The 21,329-nt window shown below is 50.7% G+C and carries 21 protein-coding genes and 1 pseudogene; 14 read left to right on the top strand and 8 right to left on the bottom strand.

Going from position 1 to position 21,329, the window contains the following annotated elements; all coding sequences use genetic code 11:
• Positions 1-22: 22 nt before the first annotated feature.
• A complete protein-coding gene (gene mtnP, locus HC248_RS10645; protein ID WP_168922453.1) occupies positions 23-919 on the top strand; it encodes an S-methyl-5'-thioadenosine phosphorylase in 897 nt (298 codons plus the stop codon).
• 19 nt (positions 920-938) lie between these two features.
• A complete protein-coding gene (arsS, locus tag HC248_RS10640; protein WP_168922452.1) occupies positions 939-1,907 on the top strand; it encodes an arsenosugar biosynthesis radical SAM (seleno)protein ArsS in 969 nt (322 codons plus the stop codon).
• Between the two features lie 387 nt (positions 1,908-2,294).
• Here the strand turns inward: arsS and HC248_RS10635 are convergent, their stop codons facing one another.
• Positions 2,295-3,167, bottom strand: coding sequence for a LysR substrate-binding domain-containing protein (locus HC248_RS10635; RefSeq protein ID WP_168922451.1), 873 nt, complete (start codon positions 3,165-3,167; stop codon positions 2,295-2,297).
• Between the two features lie 129 nt (positions 3,168-3,296).
• Here HC248_RS10635 and HC248_RS10630 point away from each other — a divergent pair, with 129 nt between their 5' ends.
• The 6 genes from HC248_RS10630 (at position 3,297) to HC248_RS10605 (ending at position 6,909) form a co-directional block, all read left to right on the top strand.
• The gene (locus HC248_RS10630) at positions 3,297-4,049 is read left to right on the top strand and encodes a maleate cis-trans isomerase family protein (RefSeq protein ID WP_168922450.1); all 753 of its coding nucleotides are present in this window, start codon (positions 3,297-3,299) and stop codon (positions 4,047-4,049) included.
• Positions 4,050-4,110: 61 nt separating this feature from the next.
• A complete protein-coding gene (dctP, locus tag HC248_RS10625; RefSeq protein ID WP_168922449.1) occupies positions 4,111-5,001 on the top strand; it encodes a TRAP transporter substrate-binding protein DctP in 891 nt (296 codons plus the stop codon).
• A 49-nt stretch (positions 5,002-5,050) separates the two neighbouring features.
• Positions 5,051-6,031: an IS30 family transposase gene (locus HC248_RS10620; protein WP_168922448.1), complete on the top strand. Its 981-nt coding sequence runs from the start codon at positions 5,051-5,053 to the stop codon at positions 6,029-6,031.
• On the top strand, positions 6,028-6,207 hold the full coding sequence (locus HC248_RS10615; RefSeq protein ID WP_168922447.1) for a hypothetical protein: 180 nt from the start codon (positions 6,028-6,030) through the stop codon (positions 6,205-6,207). Before HC248_RS10620 ends, HC248_RS10615 begins: the two co-directional genes overlap by 4 nt.
• The gene (locus HC248_RS10610; protein ID WP_202882370.1) at positions 6,197-6,745 is read left to right on the top strand and encodes a TRAP transporter small permease; all 549 of its coding nucleotides are present in this window, start codon (positions 6,197-6,199) and stop codon (positions 6,743-6,745) included. Before HC248_RS10615 ends, HC248_RS10610 begins: the two co-directional genes overlap by 11 nt.
• Entirely contained in the window at positions 6,742-6,909 is a 168-nt protein-coding gene (locus tag HC248_RS10605; RefSeq protein ID WP_168922446.1) for a hypothetical protein, read from the top strand. The genes HC248_RS10610 and HC248_RS10605 overlap by 4 nt, the downstream gene beginning before the upstream one ends.
• Here HC248_RS10605 and HC248_RS10600 read toward each other — a convergent pair.
• Complete coding sequence (locus tag HC248_RS10600) at positions 6,860-7,840, bottom strand: IS30 family transposase (protein ID WP_168922445.1); 981 nt, start codon at positions 7,838-7,840, stop codon at positions 6,860-6,862. The two genes, HC248_RS10605 and HC248_RS10600, sit on opposite strands and share 50 nt — an antisense overlap.
• 160 nt (positions 7,841-8,000) lie before the next feature.
• Between HC248_RS10600 and HC248_RS10595 the strand changes: the two genes are divergently transcribed.
• Positions 8,001-8,834 (top strand): class II glutamine amidotransferase, encoded by an 834-nt coding sequence (locus HC248_RS10595; protein WP_168922444.1) that lies wholly within the window; start codon positions 8,001-8,003, stop codon positions 8,832-8,834.
• A gap of 100 nt (positions 8,835-8,934) precedes the next feature.
• Here the strand turns inward: HC248_RS10595 and HC248_RS10590 are convergent, their stop codons facing one another.
• Complete coding sequence (locus HC248_RS10590; protein WP_168922443.1) at positions 8,935-9,987, bottom strand: quinone-dependent dihydroorotate dehydrogenase; 1,053 nt, start codon at positions 9,985-9,987, stop codon at positions 8,935-8,937.
• 109 nt (positions 9,988-10,096) lie between these two features.
• Here HC248_RS10590 and rpiA point away from each other — a divergent pair, with 109 nt between their 5' ends.
• Positions 10,097-10,768 (top strand): ribose-5-phosphate isomerase RpiA, encoded by a 672-nt coding sequence (gene rpiA, locus HC248_RS10585; protein ID WP_168922442.1) that lies wholly within the window; start codon positions 10,097-10,099, stop codon positions 10,766-10,768.
• Positions 10,769-10,771: 3 nt separating this feature from the next.
• On the opposite strand, the gene HC248_RS10580 is transcribed toward rpiA, so the two are convergent.
• The 3 genes from HC248_RS10580 to HC248_RS10570 all read right to left on the bottom strand — a co-directional run bounded on the left by HC248_RS10580 (position 10,772) and on the right by HC248_RS10570 (position 14,077).
• A complete protein-coding gene (locus tag HC248_RS10580) occupies positions 10,772-11,425 on the bottom strand; it encodes a glutaredoxin family protein (protein ID WP_168922441.1) in 654 nt (217 codons plus the stop codon).
• A gap of 101 nt (positions 11,426-11,526) precedes the next feature.
• The gene (locus tag HC248_RS10575; protein ID WP_168922440.1) at positions 11,527-13,563 is read right to left on the bottom strand and encodes a M3 family metallopeptidase; all 2,037 of its coding nucleotides are present in this window, start codon (positions 13,561-13,563) and stop codon (positions 11,527-11,529) included.
• Between the two features lie 37 nt (positions 13,564-13,600).
• Positions 13,601-14,077, bottom strand: a complete 477-nt coding sequence (locus tag HC248_RS10570) for a YhbY family RNA-binding protein (protein WP_168922439.1) — start codon at positions 14,075-14,077, stop codon at positions 13,601-13,603.
• A gap of 66 nt (positions 14,078-14,143) precedes the next feature.
• Between HC248_RS10570 and HC248_RS10565 the strand changes: the two genes are divergently transcribed.
• The 4 genes from HC248_RS10565 to glmM all read left to right on the top strand — a co-directional run bounded on the left by HC248_RS10565 (position 14,144) and on the right by glmM (position 19,354).
• Positions 14,144-14,920, top strand: a complete 777-nt coding sequence (locus HC248_RS10565) for an RlmE family RNA methyltransferase (protein ID WP_168922438.1) — start codon at positions 14,144-14,146, stop codon at positions 14,918-14,920.
• A 159-nt stretch (positions 14,921-15,079) separates the two neighbouring features.
• Positions 15,080-17,017 (top strand): ATP-dependent zinc metalloprotease FtsH, encoded by a 1,938-nt coding sequence (ftsH, locus tag HC248_RS10560; RefSeq protein WP_168922437.1) that lies wholly within the window; start codon positions 15,080-15,082, stop codon positions 17,015-17,017.
• A gap of 82 nt (positions 17,018-17,099) precedes the next feature.
• Positions 17,100-17,981, top strand: coding sequence for a dihydropteroate synthase (gene folP / locus HC248_RS10555; protein WP_168922436.1), 882 nt, complete (start codon positions 17,100-17,102; stop codon positions 17,979-17,981).
• Between the two features lie 41 nt (positions 17,982-18,022).
• The gene (gene glmM / locus HC248_RS10550) at positions 18,023-19,354 is read left to right on the top strand and encodes a phosphoglucosamine mutase (protein WP_168923790.1); all 1,332 of its coding nucleotides are present in this window, start codon (positions 18,023-18,025) and stop codon (positions 19,352-19,354) included.
• 32 nt (positions 19,355-19,386) lie between these two features.
• Here the strand turns inward: glmM and HC248_RS10545 are convergent, their stop codons facing one another.
• Positions 19,387-20,679, bottom strand: coding sequence for an arsenic transporter (locus HC248_RS10545; protein ID WP_168922435.1), 1,293 nt, complete (start codon positions 20,677-20,679; stop codon positions 19,387-19,389).
• 238 nt (positions 20,680-20,917) lie between these two features.
• A pseudogene (locus HC248_RS18055) lies at positions 20,918-21,232 on the bottom strand (ArsR/SmtB family transcription factor); the annotation flags it as partial.
• Between the last annotated feature and the right edge of the window lie 97 nt (positions 21,233-21,329).

The following is a 21,329-nucleotide window of genomic DNA, read 5'->3' as shown; positions in this document are numbered from 1 at the left end:
ACCAAGCTTCCAAGGAAAAATCATGAACCAAGCACTGGTTGGCGTTATAGGCGGCAGCGGTCTTTATCAAATGGATGCGCTCGAAGATGTGCAGGAAGCGGTGATCAACACGCCGTTTGGTATGCCGTCCGATCCGCTGGTGATTGGCCGCGTACATGGTGTGCCTGTGGCTTTTGTGGCGCGCCATGGTCGTGGTCATCGTCTGCTACCTTCTGAGGTGGCTTATTGCGCCAACATTTATGCGCTCAAACAACTCGGTGTGCGCTATGTGTTATCAGTGTCTGCTGTGGGCTCGCTTAAAGAGGACTTTCGTCCCTTGGACATGGTGCTGCCAGACCAGTTCATAGACCTGACCCGAGGTCGCGAAAGCACTTTTTTTGGCCGTGGTGCGATCGCTCATTTTTCGATGGCGCAACCGGTTTGCGCAGCGACTGCCGACATTTTGGCGCGTGCTGTGCGCCGCGTTTTAGAGGACGAGCCTACAAAGACAAGCCGTAGCCTTGCGCTGCACACCAGTGGTACCTATGTTTGTATTGAAGGGCCGCAGTTCTCTACACAAGCCGAATCGCACTATTACCGCAGCATGGGCGCAGGCGTGATTGGTATGACGAATATGCCAGAAGCCAAGCTCGCTCGAGAAGCGCAAATGGCCTACAGCACACTGGCCATGGTGACAGATTTTGACTGCTGGCACCCAGTAGAAGCGCATGTCACGGCTAGCTTAGCCATGGCCAACCTGACACAAAACGCCAGCCGTGCGCAACATGTTTTAGCGGAGGCGATTCGTTTGTTAGGTGCTGAGCAGCCCATCAGTTTGGCGCACAGCGCGATGCAAAACTCATTGCTCACACACCCAAACGCAATGTCGCCGGAGACACGGGAACGTTTAGCCGCATTGCTGGTCGGATTTACAAGTTAACTTCAAAAACTGGAACCCTATGCACGACATGTTGCCCTTGCTTAAGAAAATCAGTTTTCCTGCGATTCGCCGAGATAAGTTAGATACCTTGCAGGTAAATCTGGGTTACAAATGCAATCAAACCTGCGTGCACTGCCACGTTAACGCCGGCCCGAATCGTACTGAGATGATGGACGAGGCCATGTTGGCACTGGTGCCAGAAGTGCTGGCTGCTCGCGGCACAGCGACATTGGATTTAACGGGTGGTGCGCCAGAATTAAATAATGGTTTTAGACCACTGGTACTGGCCGCAAGAAAGCTAGGCGTGCGCGTGATAGACCGTTGCAACCTGACGATTTTGTTTGAACCCGGACAAGAGGGGCTGGCCCAGTTTTTGGCAGATAACCAAGTCGAAGTCGTAGCCTCCATGCCATGTTATTCGGCCGTCAATGTCGAGAAGCAACGCGGCGACGGTGTGTTCGATAAAAGCATTGCAGCTTTGCAGCAACTCAATGCACTGGGTTACGGCAAACCCGGCACAGGCTTGATTTTGAATCTAGTCTTTAACCCGCAAGGCGCATCACTGCCGCCAAACCAGCAGCAACTGCAAGCCGACTACAAACGCGAACTGCTGACTCACTTTGAAATCGTGTTCAACGATTTGTTCGTGGTGACAAATATGCCGATTCACCGCTTTGGCTCGACCATGGTGTCCAAGGGCACTTTTCAGACCTATATGGATTTGCTTAAAAGCAGCTACAAAGCAGAAAATCTAGCCGGCGTGATGTGCCGCAGCACGGTAAGTGTGGACTGGCAAGGCTGGCTATCAGACTGCGACTTCAACCAGCAATTGGGTTTGCAGCTAGGCAACTTAGGCACGTTAGGTGTGCGTAGGCATTTGCGTGATTTGCTGCACACCGATTTGCAAGACCAATCGATTCGCGTGGCCGGACATTGCTACGGTTGCACGGCGGGGCAGGGTAGTAGTTGTGGTGGGGCGCTGGAGTAAAAAGCGTCGGTTAACTTTTTAGCAAATTTGCTAGCCAAATTGTTAGCTGTGGCGGTTGGCTAATTTAAAGTTTTCTAGTGGCGTCTTTATTTTTCAGTAATCGGCTAACTTGCTCGAAGTTGTTAAATACCAAGAACTTCGAATTGTTGTCGTAAGTAATAAACTGATAGACCATTCGCTCTACCTAGCATTTTTTTTGTAATTTTGCTAACTTAGAGCGTAGACGCCAAGGTCTACTTCAAGTGGCTACTGGACTCAAAAAATAAAGAGTGAACGATATTTTTATTGTCTGTATTTGGGATCTTGGACTGTTCCTGCTTATTAACTTAGTCAAAATTTCGACACTCCATTTCCCTAGTAATTTCAATTTACATACAGACAAGTTGTCTATTTCTTAGCTATAAACCGCACAAACGCCGCCGTCACATTCGCCCCCTCTTCGCTGCGCTGAATCGCGTAAACATCCGAATTCATTTGTCCCGTTTTTAACGGCACCACGCATATTTTTTCGGCGTAAAGATGGCTGATCGACTTTGGTATTAATGCCATCCCCATACCGGCGGCGACTAAGCTGACGATGGCGGGTATTTCTGCTACTTGCTGTACGACTTTTGGCGTGAAGCCTGCTTGCATGCAGCAGTCGCGAATATGCTGAGAAAACGCAGATGTCTCAAGCTTGAGTGCAACAAAGTTTTCGCTGCGTAGATCAGCAAGGTCAAGTCTTTTGCGGTGCTTAAGCGGGTGATTCGGCGGTAGTACGGCGACTATTGGGTCAGCCCATAAATGCGTGCTGCGAAGTTGTACGTCATTGACCAACGTGCGGGAAATGCTTAAATCCAAGTGCCGCTCGCGCAATGCTTCGAGCTGCACAAATGGACCTAATTCATGCAGCAGTATGGATACGTCAGGATGCTGTTGGGAGTAAGTCGCTATTAGTTCTGGCAGTGGTCCAAAAAAATGTGAACCCGACAATCCAATATCCAGTCTGCCGGCCAGGCCACTGTCAATGGCGGCGGCGCGGCTGACTGATGCGTCTACCCGTTTCAAGATGGCGCGTGCATCTTTTAAAAAACCATGACCTGCACGTGTGAGTTCAACTCGTCGGCTGGTGCGTGAAAAAAGTTGTGCGCCTATTTCTTCTTCTAACTGGCGTATTTGTAGGCTAAGCGGTGGTTGTGACACGTGTAGGCGCTCGGCTGCTCGGGTAAAGCTTAGTTCTTCTGCTAGCGCTAGAAAATAACGAAGATGGCGCAATTCCATGGTTTGATACTTTTAAAGTCTTAATCGACACTAATAATATATTGGAAATCATGATGCTTCAGCGTTAGTCTGCCTGTTTAACCTTGCGACTTTAAATTCGCAATGGGTCACACCAAGGAGATCTTCTAGATGAACCGCACTTATCGCATCGGCCAAATCGTGCCTAGCTCTAACACCACCATGGAAACTGAAATTCCCGCCATTCTTCGCATGCGTGAGACGGTCGAGTCTGAGCGGTTTACATTTCATTCCAGTCGCATGCGTATGCAAAAAGTGACTAAAGAAGAGTTAGCTGCAATGGATAAGGATTCAGACCGCTGCGCTTTGGAGTTGGCCGATGCCAGAGTTGATGTGCTGGGCTATGCCTGTCTGATCGCCATCATGAGCATGGGTAATGGCTACCACCGTGTTTCTGAAAAACGCTTGCATGAACGCACGATTCAAGCCGGTGGTCCCGCACCCATAGTCACAAGTGCTGGTGCTTTGGTTGACGGTCTTAAAGTGTTGGGCGCTAAACGCGTGTCGATACTCACGCCGTATATGAAACCGCTCACGCAATTGGTGATCGACTATCTGGCTGCTGAGGGTATTGAAGTCGTCGACAGCATCTCGCTAGAAATTCCAGACAACCTCGAAGTCGGGCGCCAAAACCCCAGCGCACCGATTGAAATTACCAAGCGTTTAAACACCAAGGGCGTGGACGCCATAGTCGCTTCTGCTTGCGTGCAAATGCCCTCGTTGTCATCGATTCAAGCAATCGAAGATCGGGTTGGTTTGCCGGTGGTGTCGTCAGCAGTTTGCACCACTTACATGATGCTCAAGCGACTGAATCTACGCACTTATGCGCCGGGTTTTGGCGCTTTGCTGTCGGGCAAATACTGATTTTTTAAGTGACTGCCTTCGTCTAACATCTAAGTTCAAACAATAAACAGGAGACATCAGTATGAAAAAAAATATCCTCACCAAGGCCCTGACCGGTCTACTTTTTGCAGCTCTACCGCTGACCGCTGCATTGGCTGACAGCATCACGCTAAAGGCTTCACATCAATTTCCCGGTGGCAAGGGCGACGTAAGAGATGAAATGGTGCAAATGATTGCCCGCGACGTGGCAGCAGCCAAAGTTGATTTGACGATTAAAGTTTTCCCCGGCTCTAGCCTTGTCAAAGCACAGGAGCAGTGGAAGGCGATGCAGACCGGGCAAATCGATATGACGTCGCTGCCATTGGACTATGCATCTGGCTTTCACCCTCAATTTGGCGCTACTTTGATGCCTGGTTTGGTAAAAAGTCACGCCCATGCCCAACGTATGAATAGTTCGCCTTTCATGCAAGACATCAAAGCCATTATTGAAAAAGGTGGTGCAAAAGTTCTGGCCGATTCATGGTTGGCTGGCGCTTTTGGCGGTAAGGATAAATGTATTCGTGCACCAGAAGATGTCGTTGGTATGAAGATGCGCTCGGCCGGTGCAACCTTTGCGCAAATGTGGGCTGGCGCCGGTGCTTCGATTGTGGCGATTCCGTCGAGCGAGGTTTATAGCGCCATGCAACAAGGCGTAGCTCAAGGTACAGATACCTCTACCAGCAGTTTTGTGTCTTTCCGAATGTATGAACAAATGAAGTGCATCACTGCGCCAGGCGAGAACGCGCTGTGGTTTATGTATGAGCCCGTTCTTATTTCTATGCGCAGCTGGAACAAACTTAACGATGTGCAAAAGGCGGCCTTGATGAAAGCGTCTAAAAAAGCTGAAATTTATTTCAATACTGAATCCCAAAAGTTAGATGACGCGGATTCAAGTCTGAAGTGCAACTTTGAAATTAACCGTACGGGTGGGTGAGATGTGAGAGCATCCAAGCTTCCCGACTACCAAGTCAAAGTTGCCCAGAATGATTTACACACACCTCACCCGTGACGAACGTTACCAGATTGCAATCCTCGCCAAAGCAAACTTCAATCAAAGTGAAATTGCAAAAATGATGGACCGTGATAAATCGAGCATCAGCCGTGAGTTGCGTCGTAACCGCGGTCTACGAGGCTATCGCCCTAAGCAGGCAAATGACAAAGCCCAAGAACGTAGACTTGCCTGCGCCAATAGTCCTAGAGTTGCTGACTCGACATGGGCTGTAGTGGAGGAAAAGTTGGCTGAGGCTTGGAGCCCCGAGCAAATCAGCGGCCACCTCGAAGCTAGCCACCAACCCGGTGTTAGCTATGAGAGCATTTACCAGTACATCTACGCTGACAAACGCGCGGGCGGCACCTTGCATAAAACACTGCGTTGCCAGAAGACGCGAAAAAAACGCAGCAGTGGCCGTGAACGGCGCGGCACCATCTCTCACCAGGTCTCAATAGAACTGCGACCCGACATCGTGCTTGAGCGTGCGCGCTTTGGCGACTGGGAGGCTGATCTGGTGATTGGTGCCGGGCAGAAGCAAGCACTAGTGACGATTAATGAGCGTGTCTCTCGCTATTCAATAATTTTCCACGTGCCATTCAAAACAGCGCAAGCCGTAGGGGACGCGTTAATCACTTTACTCAAACCGTTCGCTCATTGCGTGCACACTCTCACGACTGATAACGGCAAGGAATTTGCCCAGCATGAACGAATAGCTTCTGCGCTGAGTGCAGATTTCTTTTTCGCCCATCCATACGCCTCGTGGGAGCGTGGGGCGAACGAGAATATGAACGGTTTGATTCGCCAGTTTTTCCCAAAGGGGATGCGCTTTAATTGCATCACCGACGATGACATTGCTTTAGCGATGCACAGGCTCAATCATCGTCCTAGAAAATGTTTAGGGTATCGAACGCCGCATCAGGTTTTTATGGAACAGTTAGAGTCCTATCAGCATACGGTTGCACTTCAAGCTTGAATCCGCCTGACGAAATGGTCAGTACTTTTAAAAAGAATAATGTTGAGGTCATTACATTGACCAACGAGCAAGCAGATGCCTGGCGCGCTGTTGCGCAAAAAACTTCCTACAAACTTTTTGCAGACAAAGTTCCTGGTGGCAAAGAGTTGATCGAGAAGGCGCTCAGTGTTAAGTAAGACTATTAATCTGCGGCCATTACCAGCTTGGGTGGCTGCTGTTCATGGAACTTCACGCTTTTTCGGCGTGCTCTCTGCGTGCATGCTGCTGCTAGCGGTTGCTGTAGTTTGTCAAATGGTTTTTACCCGGGCTGTGTTGGGGCAATCATCTATTTGGCAGACTGAATTCACTACTTTTTGTATTTTGGGTGCTACTTTTTTAGGTTCACCCTTTATCTTGCTGACCCGAGGCCATGTCGGTGTGGACATTGTCCCCATGATGGTTGCCGGTCGGGCCAGACTGTCACTTTATCTTTTGGGTAGTTTTATTGCTTTAGGTTTTTGTGGTTTTTTTCTGTATGCCTCAATTCCTTGGTGGCATGACACGTGGGTAACGGGGCAAACGACTTCCACTATTTGGCGCGCCAAGTTATGGATTCCTTACCTTGCCGTTCCCGTAGGCCTTTTTATATTGTGTTTGCAATACTTAGCTGAGATTTGGCTAGTTTGTACGCGCTACGAAGAGCCGTATGGAATGGCGCCGGGAGTGAACTTATGAGCCCGCTCTGGATTGGTATTTTGGTCTTTGCAGTCACCCTTTTGGTGTTGGCAACTGGTCTGCCGATAGCTTTTGGTTTGGGTGCTGTGGCGCTACTGTTTATGGTTGGCGGATTCAAGCTTGAAGTGCAACCGTATGCTGATAGGACTCTAACTGTTCCATAAAAACCTGATGCGGCGTTCGATACCCTAAACATTTTCTAGGACGATGATTGAGCCTGTGCATCGCTAAAGCAATGTCATCGTCGGTGATGCAATTAAAGCGCATCCCCTTTGGGAAAAACTGGCGAATCAAACCGTTCATATTCTCGTTCGCCCCACGCTCCCACGAGGCGTATGGATGGGCGAAAAAGAAATCTGCACTCAGCGCAGAAGCTATTCGTTCATGCTGAGAAAATTCCTTGCCGTTATCAGTCGTGAGAGTGTGCACGCAATGAGCGAACGGTTTGAGTAAAGTGATTAACGCGTCCCCTACGGCTTGCGCTGTTTTGAATGGCACGTGGAAAATTATTGAATAGCGAGAGACACGCTCATTAATCGTCACTAGTGCTTGCTTCTGCCCGGCACCAATCACCAGATCAGCCTCCCAGTCGCCAAAGCGCGCACGCTCAAGCACGATGTCGGGTCGCAGTTCTATTGAGACCTGGCGAGAGATGGTGCCGCGCCGTTCACGGCCACTGCTGCGTTTTTTTCGCGTCTTCTGGCAACGCAGTGTTTTATGCAAGGTGCCGCCCGCGCGTTTGTCAGCGTAGATGTACTGGTAAATGCTCTCATAGCTAACACCGGGTTGGTGGCTAGCTTCGAGGTGGCCGCTGATTTGCTCGGGGCTCCAAGCCTCAGCCAACTTTTCCTCCACTACAGCCCATGTCGAGTCAGCAACTCTAGGACTATTGGCGCAGGCAAGTCTACGTTCTTGGGCTTTGTCATTTGCCTGCTTAGGGCGATAGCCTCGTAGACCGCGGTTACGACGCAACTCACGGCTGATGCTCGATTTATCACGGTCCATCATTTTTGCAATTTCACTTTGATTGAAGTTTGCTTTGACGAGGATTGCAATCTGGTAACGTTCGTCACGGGTGAGGTGTGTGTAAATCATTCTGGGCAACTTTGACTTGGTAGTCGGGAAGCTTGGATGCTCTCACATCTCACCCACCCGTACGGTTAATTTCAAAGTTGCACTTCAGACTTGAATCCGCGACATGTAAAGACCGCAGCGTATTGAATTAGCGACTAGCAATAAAACATAGAATCACTTTATGTGTCAATTGCTTGGTATGAATTCTGCCATTCCCGCCGATGTGCGGTTTTCTCTCACTGGTTTTGCTGCCCGAGGCGGCCTGACTGACCACCATGGAGATGGCTTCGGCGTCGGATTTTTTGAAGACAAGGCCTGCCGGCTTTTTATGGATACCCAGCCGGCATCGACTTCTCCAGTGGCCGAACTTCTCAAACACTACCCGATCAAGTCACGTAACGTGATTGCGCACATACGCAAGGCGACTCAAGGCAGCTCACAGAGACTTGAAAACTGTCATCCTTTCACGCGTGAGCTTTGGGGTCGACATTGGTTGTTTGCGCACAATGGAGACTTAAAAAACTATGCACCAGCGCTTGATGGAGTTTGTCTTCCCGTAGGCGCAACTGACAGTGAACGGGCTTTTTGCGAAATCCTGCAAACCCTGCGCGCTAGCAGCCAACGTGAGCCGTGCACTCCTGAGCAGACGTTTGAAACCTTGTGCCAAGTCACCCAAAAAATCGCTTGCCATGGCGTGTTTAATTTTCTGCTGTCTAACGGACAGACCATGTTTGCGCATTGCTCAACACGGCTTTGGTATTTGCAGCGCCAATGGCCTTTTTCAAACGCACAACTTGTTGACTCGGAACTAAGCATGGATTTTGCCCTGACCAATGTAGCTAACGACAAGCTGTGCATCATTGCTACCCAGCCTTTGACACGCAATGAGTGCTGGCAGCAACTAGAGGCCGGGCAGTTGCTTTGGATAGAAGATGGAGAGTTGATTCAAAAAGTTCAGCTTGAAGTCAGCGAGCAAGTGAAGTTTCAAAACGCGGCTAACTTAGCCTGCGTTTAATCCAAAAACCAGTCAATATTGCTGTTCAAAAAGACTAATTTTTCGCTTAAGGGTTTTTCTACAGTGTAAAAACCAATGCGGTGGCAAATGCCTGAAGATTTCAAATTCCTTTTTTGATACGCTTGGCTGCCTCAAAAACCAGGCCTGGTCCTTTGTAAATTAGCCCGGTATAAATTTGCACTAAATCTGCACCGGCTTTAATTTTTGAAAGTGCGTCTGCGCCGCTCATCACCCCGCCCACGCCAATAATTGGAAAAGCTTTCCCCAGTGCTGAGCGCAGCTGCCGAATGACTTCATTGCTAGATTCGAGCAAAGGCGCACCACTTAAACCACCGGTTTCTTGGGCGTGCGCCATGCCTTGTACGGCCTCGCGGCTGAGTGTGGTGTTGGTGGCGACCACACCATCCATACTATGGCGTTTAAGCGTTGCGGCTATGGTTTGCACCTGATCATGGTCTAGATCGGGCGCAATTTTTACGAATATCGGCACGCGTTTGCCATGCTGTGTGGTCAGTATTTCGCGGCGTTCAGCGATTTTTCCGAGTAGAGCGTCTAGTGCTTCATCACTTTGCAAGGCGCGTAAATTTTTGGTGTTGGGGCTGGAGATATTCACCGTCACGTAGTCAGCATGCGGGTAGACGCCGTCAAGGCAAATCAGGTAGTCATCAGCCGCATTTTCAATTGCAGTGGCGGCGTTCTTGCCGATGTTTAAACCCAATATCAGTGGATTTTTTAATATATCTTTGCGTACGTTGGATTTTTGGACATTCGCCAGAAAAGCTTGCAGGCCTTCATTATTAAAGCCCAAACGATTAATCATGGCGCCTGCTTCAGGCAGTCTAAACATGCGGGGTTTGGGGTTGCCTGACTGGGCTAGGGGAGTGACAGTGCCGACCTCGATAAAGCCAAACCCCATAGCGGCTAAGCCGTCAATACAGCGCGCATTTTTGTCCAGTCCAGCGGCCAGCCCTAAACGATTGGGAAACTTTAGGCCTGCAATTTCAACCGGATCATCGACCCGGCTGGCGCAATACGCCAAGGCCAGCGGCGTGCCCTGACTGCGCGCTAAGCCGGTCATGGTGAGTTCGTGGGCTGTCTCGGGGTCAAGACTAAATAAAAAAGGACGGGTCAGGGCGTAAGGTATCAGGGACATTGGATAATTTGACTTGTGTTGGGCGGTTATGCATTGTCGCAAAACCCTGAGCTTGACGGCCCTCTTGTCTTTTTTAATCCATTATTTTTAACCGAAAAAATTAATCCTCATGACTCAAGACGAACTTAAAACGCTGGTCGGTCAGGCCGCCCTTCAATATATTCAGGCCGGCAGCATAGTCGGTGTTGGCACGGGGTCTACCGTGAATAAATTTATCGATGCCTTAGCCACCATTAAAGACAAAATTGCTGGCGCAGTATCGAGCTCAGTCGCTTCGACCGAACGTTTGCAAGCCCTAGGCATCAAGGTGTTTGAAGCTGGCGAGGTTGATGAGTTAGCCGTTTACGTAGACGGTGCGGATGAAATTGACAACGCTGGCAACATGATTAAAGGCGGTGGTGCTGCGCTCACACGCGAAAAAATCGTGGCCGCTCAGTCGCTGCAATTTATTTGTATTGCGGATGATTCAAAGCTGGTTCAAATGTTGGGGCATTTTCCTGTGCCGGTTGAGGTTGTGCCAATGGCGGCAAGACGCATTACGCGTCAGTTCGAAGCTTTAGGCGGCTCAGCAGTGTTGCGCTTAAAAAATGGTTTGCCGCTGGTGACGGATAACGGTCAACACATTCTCGATGTGTCGGGCTTGAGCATTGCAGATCCGCTGGCTTTTGAGTCGCAGGTTAATCAGTGGCCTGGCGTGGTGACAGTGGGTGTATTTGCATTTCAGAAAGCTTCGATCTGCCTGCTCGGCACAGCCGATGGCGTTAAAACTCTGAATTTTTAAAATTTAAAATCGGATGCCGCTGGGATTGTTCGTCGCCGGTGTTACGGGTGTTATGCGCCTAGCTGGACTTGATGCGGCTGATTTTGGCGCGACACTAACACTGGTAATTTTTACCAGCGGCGTGGCTGGTATTTGGCGATAACTAGCGGGCAATTGCGAGACTGCGGGATAACCTGCTGCGTTTAGAAACTGCGTCCATTCGACTTCGGCGTAGCCCTTGAGTTGTTGCCCTCCCAGAGTAGCAAAAGGCAGGCTGTTGTCTCCACTCAAGCGCTCTAGGGCTTGAATATCTTCGGTTGTTGAAATAGTTTTTTCGGTAAAGGGAATACCGCGCCCGACCAGCATAGCGCGTGCAGCAGCACAGGCGCTGCATTGATTACTGGTGTAGAAAGTGACGGGGTATTTGATCGCTACTTGCTTGAGCGCATACGGCAGCATATTGATAGCTGTATTGCTGTCTTGACCAGCCGAATTTTCTGCCGTCACAGCTTGGACTGTGGCATTGCTTTGGCTTGAAGGCGCTTGGTCAGAAAAAGTGACTTTTCCGTCTGCACCGACAATACGAAATATTTGTTGCGCTCGTGCCGAGCTATTAACTGCGGCAAAAGTTGCTAGGCTAAGGCTAAGGACTAGAAGTTTTTTTAGCTGTGAACGCATACAAGCTCCGAATTTTATTTTTCAGAATAGTAGAGCATTTTACGTTTTTACAGGTTAATTTTCGGCGTTAACTTCCAGCCTTAGCGCTTAGATTTTTCGGATTAGCTTGCCATGCCTTGGTGGCGCAGCAAGGCGTCAATTGTCGGCTCGCGGCCACGGAAGGCTTTGAACGACTCCATGGCCGGGCGACTACCGCCGGCTTCCAAAATAGCGGTACGGTATTTCTTACCTGTTTCAACACTGACTGTGCTTTGACCCGCACCGGCACTTTCTTCGAAAGCGGCATAGGCGTCGGCTGATAACACCTCGGCCCATTTGTAGCTGTAATAACCGGCGGCATAACCACCAGAAAAAATATGGCTAAAGGTGTGAGCAGTTCGGCTATAGGCCGGCGCTTGAATCACGGCGACTTCTTGGCGAACTTCATTTAACAGCAGCATCACGTCATCAGATGGCTGATGCGAAGTGTGCAGCAGCATGTCAAACAGCGAGAACTCGACTTGGCGCAGCGTTTGCATGCCGCTTTGGAAATTTTTGGCTGCCAGCATCTTGTCAAACAGTGGCCGCGGCAGGGCTGCACCGGTCTCGACATGGGCTGTCATGTGCTTTAGCACATCCCATTCCCAGCAGAAGTTTTCCATAAATTGACTTGGCAATTCAACCGCATCCCATTCGACGCCGCTAATGCCAGAGACATCGCGCTCGTTAATTTGCGTCAGCATGTGGTGCAAGCCGTGGCCGAATTCGTGAAACAAGGTGGTCACGTCGTCATGCGTCAAAAGCGCTGGGTTGCCGCCTACGCCATCGGCAAAATTGCAGACCAAATGGGCCACCGGTGTTTGCAGTTTGCCGTTGTCTGGGCGCAACCAACGGGCGCGTACGTCATCCATCCAGGCGCCGCCGCGTTTACCAGTGCGTGCAGGTTTGTCGAGATAGAACTGACCGACTAATTGGCCGGCGCGCTCTATGCGGTAGAACTCGACACCGGCTTTCCACACCGGCGCTTGATCTTTGCGGATGGAGACTTCGAACAAGGTCTCCACAATTTTGAATAAACCCGCCAGCACTTTAGGTGCGGTGAAGTATTGTTTGACTTCTTGCTCGCTAAAAGCGTAGCGCTCTTCCTTGAGTTTTTCGCTAATGTAGGCGTAGTCCCAAGTTTTTGGTTCCGTCAGTTTTAAATGACTGGCTGCGAAGGCGCGCAGGTCGGCAACGTCTTTTTCGGCATACGGCTTGGCGCGTGAGGCGAGGTCGCGTAAAAAAGTGATCACTTCTTCTGGCGACTTGGCCATTTTGGCGGCGACTGAGACTTCGCCGTAGTTTTTGTAACCCAGCAACTTGGCTTCTTCTAAGCGCAGTGCGAGGATTTCTTGGATGATGGCGCTGTTATCGAATTGGATAAAAGCTTGCGCTGCTTGGTCACTTGCGCGGGTGCTGTAGGCGCGGGAAATGGTTTCGCGCAAATCGCTGCTGTCGGCAAACTGCATCACCGGCAAGTAGCTAGGCATCATTAAAGTGAGCTTGTAGCCGTCCTTGCCTTCTGCTTTAGCTTGTTCGCGCGCGGTTTCGATCACGTCGGCTGGCACGCCAGCGAGCTCTTCTAGGCTTGCGTAGTAAGCATATGCGTTGGTGGCGTCGAGTGCATTTTCACTAAACTTTTGGCTTAGCTCGGCTTGGCGTTCTTGAATTTGTGCAAAGCGTTCTTTGTCTTGACCGATGAGGTCTGCACCTGAGAGAACAAAATTGCGCATCGCATTTTTGTGCGCTTGGGTTTGTTCCGGGTTTAACTCGGCGGTGTTGATGGCTTTGTATTTTGCAAATAAGCGCTCGTCGGCGCTCATGCGGGTTAGAAATTGCGTCACCTTTGGCAGCACTGCGTTGTATGCGGCGCGAAGCTCAGGCGTGTCTACGACGCTATTGAGGTGGTTGACTGCGCCCCAAGCGCGACCGAGTTCTTCGGTCGCTACATCTAGTTCTGCAGAAATCGCCGTCCAATTGGCGGGGAAATCCGCGGCTGTAACCACTTCAAGTGCAGCCTCGGATTTTTGCAGTAATTGATCCATCGCTGGAGCCACACCATCAGGTGTGATTTTGTCAAACAGCGGGAGGTCGGAAAAGTCTAGAAGAGGATTTGTCATCCTCAATAGCTGTGGGCAGCAAGCCGGGTTTTAAAGGTCAGTCTTGCGATCTTTTCTTGGCACTGCGTAATTGGGGCTTTTTCGCGCGTTTGATAGTGCCGCCTGGTGTTAAGCGCTGATTACCCAGCACGCGCAGGGTTCGCACTTCTGGGCGCTGACCGTAACGTGAGCTGTTTTTCAGCACTTTGATGTCGCGCGGACCCGGCATGCGGTCTTCGTCAATTTTCTTTTCTTTCTCAGGAATCGGGCGCCACAGCACCAACAGTTTGCCGATGTGCTGAATCGGCGCTGCGTTGAGTTCATTGCTCAGTATTTGAAAAATTTGTTCGCGACTTGAGCGTTCGTCGGATTGAACCCGTACCTTAATCAGGCCGTGCGCATTGAGCGCCGCGTCGGTTTCTTTTTTGACAGCGTCGGTTAAGCCGTCGGAGCCTATCATCACAACCGCATTGAGATGATGTGCCTCAGAGCGGTGGTCTTTGCGCTGGGCGGGGGTAAGTATTATTTGAGCCATTCGTCAATTATCGGTTAATAGCGCGGACTAAAAGTGTATTTGTGCCAATAGACGACAATCTGCCCCATGAAAGCAAACACAAAGACTGGCAGCGCTACCCCTCACGGCGGCGCAAAGCTGGCTATTAACACCTCTAACAAGCCTGCAAAGCCTCTGGCAGCATTGGTTAAGCCGGCCAAACCGGCTAAGACTGGCGGCAAAGTTAACAAGGCTTGGCTGCACGAGCACATTAACGATCCCTACGTTAAACAGGCTAAGCGCGAGGGCTATAGAGCGCGTGCCGTCTATAAGCTCAAAGAAATTGATGAGACCTTAGGCCTGATCAAACCGGGTAATTGGATTGTTGACTTGGGCAGCACACCTGGCGCTTGGAGTCAGTATGTGAGGCGCAAGCTATCACCAACCGGTGCGGCGACAGGGGAACTCAATGGCCGAATTTTGGCGCTTGACTTGCTTCCCATGGATCCTATTGAAGGCGTGGTTTTTATTCAGGGCGACTTTCGTGAAGCCGAGGTTTTGGCAGTACTTGAGCAAGAATTGAAAAGTGGCAACAATCCACGCAAGCTCGACGCCGTGATTTCTGATATGGCCCCTAATCTTTCTGGTATTGAGTCAGCAGACGCTGCGCGCATCAGTGATTTGGTAGAGTTGGCAGTTGACTTTGCCAACCAGCATATGAAGCCTGACGGCACATTGGTCGTCAAACTTTTCCACGGCGGAGCATATGACCCCATGGTTAAGCTTTTTAAGGAAAGTTTTAAAGTGGTTAAGCGTATGAAGCCGAAAGCTTCACGCTCTGGATCATCGGAAACTTTTTTGGTTGGTATCGGTTTGAAAAAATAATTTGCATTTTCAACAACTGTCCCGATCTATTCATTAAGCATAATCCCATCTTGGTCTAGTGCCTATAGAGTTCGGTCGAATCGGTTTAGGCGCGCTAAAGGCCTAAAATCACTTCACGTGACATTAGTCGAGTTTTGAGTTCTAACATCGGAGTCATCCTTGAACAATCAGTGGTTTTCTAAAATTGCAGTCTGGCTTGTTATAGCCATGGTGCTTTTCACCGTATTTAAACAATTTGATACGCGTACCGCAGCCGGAGCATCTGCTCTTGGCTATTCCGAATTTCTCGACGAGGTGCGCGGTAAGCGCATTAAAACCGCGACCATCTCCGAAGGTCAAGGCGGCACTGAGATCTTGGCAACAACATCCGACGACAGAAGAATTCGCACGACTGCGACTTTCCTCGACCGTGGTTTGATTGGTGACTTGATTGCAAACGACGTTAAATTCGATGTCAAACCGCGTGAAGAAAGCTCTTTGCTCACCACCTTGTTGGTCAGCTGGGGCCCAATGCTTTTGCTAATTGGTGTTTGGATTTACTTCATGCGCCAAATGCAAGGCGGTGGCAAAGGCGGTGCGTTTAGTTTTGGTAAATCCAAAGCCCGCATGATGGATGAAGCGACCAACACGACTACTTTTGCTGACGTTGCCGGTTGCGACGAAGCCAAAGAAGAAGTCAAAGAGGTTGTCGACTTCCTGAAAGACCCTGCACGCTTTCAAAAGTTAGGCGGACGTATTCCCCGCGGTTTGTTGCTAGTTGGTCCTCCGGGCACTGGTAAGACTCTGTTGGCTAAAGGTATTGCTGGCGAAGCCAAGGTTCCTTTCTTCTCAATTTCTGGTTCTGACTTTGTCGAGATGTTTGTTGGCGTGGGTGCATCCCGTGTCCGCGACATGTTTGAGAACGCTAAGAAAAACGCACCGTGTATTATTTTCATCGACGAAATCGATGCAGTTGGTCGCCAACGTGGTGCCGGCTTGGGTGGCGGTAATGACGAGCGCGAACAGACTTTGAACCAGATGTTGGTTGAGATGGACGGTTTTGAAACCAACGCCGGCGTGATCGTCGTTGCAGCAACCAATAGGCCCGATATTTTGGACGCCGCACTGCTGCGCCCAGGTCGCTTTGACCGTCAGGTTTATGTCACGTTGCCAGATATCCGTGGCCGTGAACAAATTCTTAATGTGCACATGCGCAAAGTCCCACTGGGCCAAGACGTTAACCCGGGTGTAATTGCTCGCGGCACGCCCGGTATGTCAGGCGCTGACTTAGCTAACCTATGCAACGAAGCTGCTTTGATGGCTGCACGCCGCAATGCGCGTACGGTTGAGATGCAAGACTTTGAAAAAGCCAAAGACAAAATTTTGATGGGCCCAGAGCGCCGCAGCATGGTCATGCCAGAAGAAGAGCGTCGCAACACGGCGTATCACGAGTCTGGCCACGCATTGCTCGGCAAGATGTTGCCTAAGTGCGACCCAGTCCACAAAGTCACCATCATTCCACGTGGCCGCGCATTGGGTGTGACCATGAGTCTGCCAGCACAAGACCGCTACAGCTATGACAGAGACTATATGCTCAGCCAAATCAGCATGCTGTTCGGTGGCCGAATTGCTGAAGAAGTTTTCATGCATCAGATGACAACCGGCGCTAGTAATGACTTTGAGCGCGCCACTGGATTGGCCCGCGACATGGTCACTCGCTACGGCATGACCGAAGCTTTGGGCACCATGGTTTATGCTGAGAATGAAGGTGAAGTTTTCTTAGGTCGCTCAGTGACCAAGACCAACAACATGAGCGAAGCTACGCTGCAAAAAGTTGACGCCGAAGTTCGCCGCATCATTGATCAGCAATACGCCGTTGCGCGCACACTGATTGAAGACAACCAAGAAAAAGTTCACGCTATGGCCAAGGCTTTGCTTGAGTGGGAAACCATTGACGGTGAACAGCTTGACGACATCATTGCCGGCAAGCCTCCACGTCCACCTAAAGACTGGACACCGCGTAACGCTTCAGTTGGCGGCGGTAGTGGTCCTGATGGCGGCAGCCCTCCCGCTGTAGCTGCTGAGCCACCTGCAGCGCCAACGCCTACTGCGGCTTGATGCTGGATTAAATTATTAGTGTGTTGATGCACACCGACCCGGGCTTGTCCCGGGTTTTTTTTTCGTTTTCGTAAGCCACCATATGATTCAAAACTCCAGCACTCTGGCTGCTGTTTGGCAGACTGCTCGCTTTCAGATTGATTTAAGTTCACCGCGCGTTATGGGCATAGTCAATGCCACGCCGGATTCATTTTCTGATGGCGGTCAGTACTACGCGCCAAGCCAGGGACTCGAATCGGTTTTTGCGCACTGTGAAAAACTCGTCGCTGATGGTGCGGATATTTTGGATATCGGTGCTGAATCGACTCGCCCCGGTGCAATTGCAGTATCACTTGAGGAAGAATTAGCCCGACTATTGCCTGTTTTGCGTCATGCGCTCACCCTGGGAGTGCCGGTTTCAGTGGACAGCTACAAGTCGCAAGTGATGCAGGTGGCGCTAGATTTAGGCGCTGACATCATTAACGACATTTGGGCGCTTAGGCAGCCCGGTGCGTTGTCTGTTGTCGCTGCCCATCCATCTTGTGGCGTTTGCTTAATGCACATGCACCGCGAACCACAAACCATGCAGATCCAACCCATGCTGGGTGATGTATTACCTCAAGTGTTGGATTTTTTGACGCAGCGCGCAGTTGCGCTAAAAGCTGCTGGCGTAGATTCCGCTCGCATCACGCTCGACCCCGGTATAGGTTTTGGCAAAAGCGTAGCGCAAAATTTTTCCTTGTTAGCGCGTCAGCACGAACTCCTTGTTGCCGGCTACCCACTCTTGGCGGGTTGGTCGCGTAAATCATCATTGGCCAGTCTTAGCAATACTCAGCCAGCTAACGGCCTGCCTGATAATGCAGAGCGCATGCTGCCCAGTGTTGCGGCGGCTTTGCTAGCGGTTGAACGCGGCGCACGTATTGTTAGAGTACATGATGTGCAGCAGACCGTTCAAGCGCTCAAAGTTTGGCAGGCAGCTCGCTAAAAAAATTACAATCGTTATAAAAACAGGAGGCCAGCATGAGCTTGGACAGAAAATATTTCGGCACTGACGGCATTCGCGGTACTGTGGGTCAGTCGCCCATCACACCGGACTTTGTACTGCGCTTAGCGCATGCTGTAGGCCGGGTTCTTAAGCGTAGTCAAGCCAGACCTACAGTTTTAATCGGAAAGGACACGCGTATTTCCGGCTACATGCTTGAAAGCGCGCTTGAATCTGGCTTTAACTCAGCGGGTGTTGACGTCGTGTTGTTAGGCCCCTTGCCCACGCCTGGCGTGGCCTATCTCACGCGGGCTCAACGGGCTAGTTTGGGCGTTGTTATCAGTGCCAGCCACAACCCGTTTGCCGATAATGGCATCAAATTTTTTAGCGCCCAAGGCCGCAAACTCGATGATCAATGGGAGTGCGAAGTCGAGGCTGCGCTGATGGAAGAGCCGGTTTGGGCGGATTCCGCCAGCCTAGGAAAAACCCGCAGGCTAGATGACGCAGCTGGCCGCTACATCGAATTTTGCAAAAGTACTTTTGCCAGCGACCTGTCGCTAAGAGGTCTAAAGATTGTGGTCGACGGCGCACATGGGGCGGCCTACAACATTGCGCCCAAACTTTTTTACGAGCTTGGTGCCGAAGTCATCTCTATTGGTTGCTCGCCGACCGGTATGAATATCAACCACGAAGTCGGTGCCACCCATCCAGAAGCCTTAATCGCAGCGGTACGGGCGAATAAAGCGCATTACGGTATTGCACTCGATGGTGATGCGGATCGCTTGCAGTTAGTCGATGCTAGTGGACGTTTGTTTAACGGCGACGAAGTTCTCTATCTCATGGTTAAAGAGCGCCTTGAGCGCGGTGAAGCGGTTCCCGGTGCGGTGGGCACATTGATGACTAATATGGCGGTGGAATTGGCGCTGCAGGAAAAAGGCGTTGAATTTGTACGCGCCAATGTTGGTGACCGTTATGTGCTCGAAGAGATGGAAAAACGCGGCTGGCTGTTGGGCGGTGAAGGCTCAGGACATTTACTGGCTTTGGATAAACACACGACTGGTGATGGTTTGATCAGTGCTTTGCAAGTGTTGCAAGCTTGCGTGCGCAGCGGCCAGAGCATCGCTGATTTGCTTGAAGATGTGGTGCTGTTTCCGCAAACTCTGATTAACGTCAGACTAAAACCCGAGCAAGACTGGCGTGCCAGTACTGAGCTGGCAGAGCAAACGCTGGCGGCAGAGACCGCATTGGCCGGCAGTGGCCGTGTGCTCATACGCGCCAGTGGTACCGAGCCGCTGCTGCGGGTAATGGTCGAGGCGCGTGACGCGGCTATGGCCAAGCTCTGGGCTGAGCGCATAGCCAACACTATTCGCAGTTGATTTTTTAGCTTGGGTGAAATGGGTTTAATCGTCTATCCCGCACCCAGTGTTAACCGCAAAGCCAGTGCTGCTAACGTCAGCAGCAGCACTGGAAGCGTCAATACCAAGCCCGTTAAAAAATAGTAACCCCAGCCGATTTGCAAACCTTTCTTGGCTAGCACATGCAACCAAAGCAAGGTCGCAAGTGACCCGATGGGGGTTATTTTTGGCCCTAAATCACTGCCTACGACATTGGCGTAAATCATGGCTTCTCGGACTGCGCCGGTGGCGCTGCTCGCATCTATCGACAGCGCAGCGATCAGCACCGCCGGCATATTGTTCATGATGGACGAGAGCAGGGCGCTTAAAAAACCCGTGCCTAGCGTTGCGGCCCAAACGCCATGGCTGGCCAAAAAGTCTAGCAAACGCGTAATCGGTGCGGTCAATCCCTGACGGCTCAGACCATAAACCACCAAATACATACCCAGTGAAAACACCACCACTTGCCATGGCGCGCCATACATAACTTTGCGCGTACTGATATGTTTGCCGCGCGCAGCTACAGCAAGTAGTAATGCTGCGCATACCGCAGCGATTGCGCTGATAGGAACGCCCATGGGCTCGATCACAAAAAAGCCCAGCATCAAAAGGCCTAGCACCAGCCAGCCGGCGCGAAAAGTGTTGATGTCACGGATTGCCAGCACTGGGTCTTTGATTTGACTAAGCGCATAAGTAGCCGGAATATCACGTCGGAAAAACAGCAGCAGCACAGCCAGAGCCGACAGCACAGCGACCACACTGACAGGCACCATGACTGAGGCGTAGCGCATAAAACTGATATTGAAATAATTCGCTGAGACGATGTTGACTAAGTTTGACACGACCAAGGGCAAGCTTGCGACATCTGCGATAAAGCCTGCCGCCATGACAAAGGCCAGTGTGGTGCGCTGCGTTAAACCTAAGGCCAGCAGCATAGCCATGACAATTGGCGTGAGTATCAGAGCCGCGCCGTCATTGGCAAAAATGGCCGAAACAGCCGCACCAAGCAGCACTATGAGCGCAAACAACCATTTGCCATTGCCGCCAGCACTGCGCGCAACATGCAAAGCCGACCACTCAAAAAAACCAGCTTCATCCAGCAGCAAACTAATGATGATGATGGCAATAAAAGTGCCGGTTGCGTTCCAGACGATGTCCCAAACTACTGCAATGTCGCCGGGCTGAACAACACCGGTTAACAAGGCCAATGCTGCCCCCGCAGAAGCACTCCAGCCAATGCCTAGGCCACGTGGTTGCCAGATCACCAGTGTGAGAGTGGCGATGAAAATGATGAGAGCTGTGAGCATGATGAGTTGGCGTGGAAAAACGTTGCTGAAAAACGTTGGTAGTAGACAAGGTGTTGACGACTAATTTCGTCGTGCGCTTTTAGGTATGAATCGTTTACGGTTTGACGGTGGATTTTATTTTCGTCGTCGTTGACGACTTAGCTGATTTGACTAACTCAGTTAATGCTTTGTCGGTTTCTTTTTTAGTCGTCTTTGCTTTGACTTTTATTTTTGGCTTTGGCACCTCGTCAGCGCTTATGCAGATCGCAGTTTTGCTGACCTCACAGGACTGACCTTCGCAGCAGTTCTCGCTTAGGTAAGTTAGCAGCGCTTGCACTTGCAAAAAATCTACCCGGTAAATCAAATTACGCCCCAGCGCTTGACTGCTCAAAAGTGCGGAGTTAGTTAACTCTTTGAGGTGAAACGACAGGGTGCTGGGCGCAAGATCTAGCTGTTGTGCAATCGCACCGGGTGTGAGGCCTTGACTGCCGGCAACAACTAAAGCGCGAAATGTGCGTAGTCTTTGGGCTTGGGCCAGTGCCGCTAATGCTTTAACGGCAGCCGCCTCTTCCATGCTGAGTAGTGGGCCGCTCTGGTCTTGCGGTGCTGCTGCAAGCGTTTTCTTCGGTGCGATTTTTTTTACAGACTTTGACTTTTGCGTAGTGGGTATT

It is taken from the genome of Polaromonas vacuolata, assembly GCF_012584515.1.
GTDB classification, from domain to species: domain Bacteria; phylum Pseudomonadota; class Gammaproteobacteria; order Burkholderiales; family Burkholderiaceae_C; genus Polaromonas; species Polaromonas vacuolata.
This window is presented reverse-complemented; position numbering and strand designations above follow the sequence as displayed.